This window comes from Terriglobus sp. YAF25, assembly GCF_052113305.1.
GTDB lineage: Bacteria > Acidobacteriota > Terriglobia > Terriglobales > Acidobacteriaceae > Terriglobus.
Genome location: NZ_JBFRCY010000731.1, coordinates 1 through 2,259, shown reverse-complemented (window position 1 = coordinate 2,259; position 2,259 = coordinate 1). Strand labels below are relative to the sequence as shown.

The 2,259-nt window shown below is 60.4% G+C and carries 3 protein-coding genes; all 3 read left to right on the top strand.

Annotated elements, in window-relative coordinates:
- Positions 1-738 (top strand): 3'-5' exonuclease (locus AB4043_RS23005; protein ID WP_442308206.1); only part of this gene is annotated, 738 nt, incomplete at its 5' end.
- Between the two features lie 97 nt (positions 739-835).
- Complete coding sequence (locus tag AB4043_RS23000) at positions 836-991, top strand: hypothetical protein (protein ID WP_442301027.1); 156 nt, start codon at positions 836-838, stop codon at positions 989-991.
- Between the two features lie 383 nt (positions 992-1,374).
- The coding region (locus AB4043_RS22995) for an amino acid permease (RefSeq protein WP_442308207.1) at positions 1,375-2,259 on the top strand (885 nt) is incomplete at its 3' end.

The window sequence follows — 2,259 nt, the reverse complement described above, 5'->3', positions numbered from 1 at the left end:
GACCAGTACCAGGCCGACGCCAAGGTCACGCTGATGACCCTGCACGCCGCCAAGGGCCTCGAATTCCCGCTGGTCTTCCTCTGCGGCATGGAAGAGGGGCTCTTCCCGCACTCGCGTGTCCTGCAAGACCCCACCGGTCTGGAAGAAGAGCGCCGCCTTTGCTACGTGGGCATCACCCGAGCGATGGATACGCTCATCATCAGCCGGGCGCGCTATCGCCGCCGCTACGGCAATGACATGCCCGAGGCCAGCATGCCCTCGCGGTTCCTGGAGGAGATTCCCTCCCGCCTGATGGAAGACCTAGGCAGCCCGCGGCCTACCCCGTCGTGGTCAAGCGGCGGCGGCCGGTATGGCCAGCAGCGGCGCGATCCCTACGAAGAGGGCGAACGGCACTACTCCTACGAGGACGAAGACCAGTCCGGCAGCCGCGGACGTCCGCAGCAACGCTATGGCGCCGGCAGCGGTGGCGGCGGCGGCCATTCCGGCTCCTCCATAGACAACATCGCCAGCTTCTTCTCGCAGAGGGGCCAGAAGGTCTCCCGCCCGAAGATGGACCTCCCCGAGCCCACCGGCAAGACCGGAATGGCCCGCGGAACCCGGGTCCGCCACCCCAAATACGGGGAAGGAATCCTGGTTCGGCGCGAAGGCGAGGGGGATGACGCCAAAATTACGGTAGAATTTACGAAGCATGGCGTTAAGAAGCTGGTGGAGAAGTTTGCCCAGCTCGAACGCATCTAGGTCGCATCCAGGGTTCGTATTCAGGAGTTCCGTATTCCGGGGTTCCGCATGCAGGCGATCTGGGCGTGCAACATTTTCAGAGAACAGAGAGAAGACAGTGGCAAATACCAAGAGCGTTACCGACACAACAGAGCGCAAGAAACTGAAGCGCGCTGCCCGTAAGAAGGCGGCTCCCAAGGCCAAGCGCACCACCCCGCGCGGCTCCAACAAGCAGAAACTCCGGAAGTTGTCGCGCGGCCAGTCTAAGCGCTAGAGCCACACACCTTCCAACAAGTAGTCGAAGCAAGGCCCGCCTACGCGGCGGGCCTTGCTTTTTGCTGTCCGGAATCATTGCCTCCAGACGATGGAGCATTTCTCCTAAAGGTGTGAAGGCGGATTTTTGGCTGTTTGCGCCGTTTTCCTGCGAAGAAAACGGCATTCGCAGATTTAGAGCATTTTCCCTGTTACTGGGGATCCGGAAGAGGAGCGCAGCGGCGTTTTCATTGCGGAAAACGCCCATCGATGCAGAAGCCCTACGCTACACCTACAGGGAAAATGCTCTCTCCAAAGCTACAGTATTAGGAGAATTGCTCTAATCTTGCTGTAATCGAACCTGAACCACACCACATCCGCAGGAGCACTCCGCTGGCCCGGCAAATCTTCGCGACCAAGTCGATTGACAAGCTTATCTCCGAGTCCGAAGACCCGGAACGGAGCCTGAAAAAGACACTCGGCCCGGTCTCGCTCACCGCGTTGGGCATCGGCGCCGTCATTGGCTCCGGCATCTTCACTGTCATCGGAACGGCCATCGGCGGCAATCCCTCCAAGCTCGCGGACTGGAAGGCCTCGCCCATCATCGACTTGATCCTGCATCACGGCTCGGTCGCCGGCCGTCCGGGCGCGGGCCCTGCCCTCGCGCTCTCTCTGATTCTGGTAGCCATCGTCTGCGGCCTGACCGGCCTTTGTTACGCCGAGCTCGCCAGCATGATTCCGATTGCCGGATCGGCGTACACCTACACCTACGCCACGCTGGGCGAGCTCATCGCCTGGATCATCGGCTGGGACCTCATCCTCGAATACGCCTTCTCGAACATGAGCGTCTCCGTCGGCTTTGCAGCGCACGTCGTCGACCTCATCGACTGGCTCGGCATCAAGATGGATCCCAAGTGGCTCTCCCCGGCCTATCTGCCACTCGGCCTGCAGGACCTCGCCGGACACGATATTTACCAACCGGGCTGGCACTTCGGCTTCAATATCCCGGCCTTCCTCATTGTGCTTATTCTCACCGTGATCCTTGTCCGCGGCATCCGCGAATCCGCCCGGACCAACAACATCATGGTGCTGGTGAAGATATTCGCCATCCTGCTCTTCATCTTCTTCGGCCTGAGCTTTATCCATCCAGGCAACTATCATCCCTTCGTTCCCAATGGCTTCCCTGGTGTGCTCGCCGGCGGTTCGATCATCTTCTTCACCTACATCGGCTTCGACTCCGTCTCTACCGCGAGTGAAGAGTGCCGCGATCCCAAGCGCGATGTTCCCATC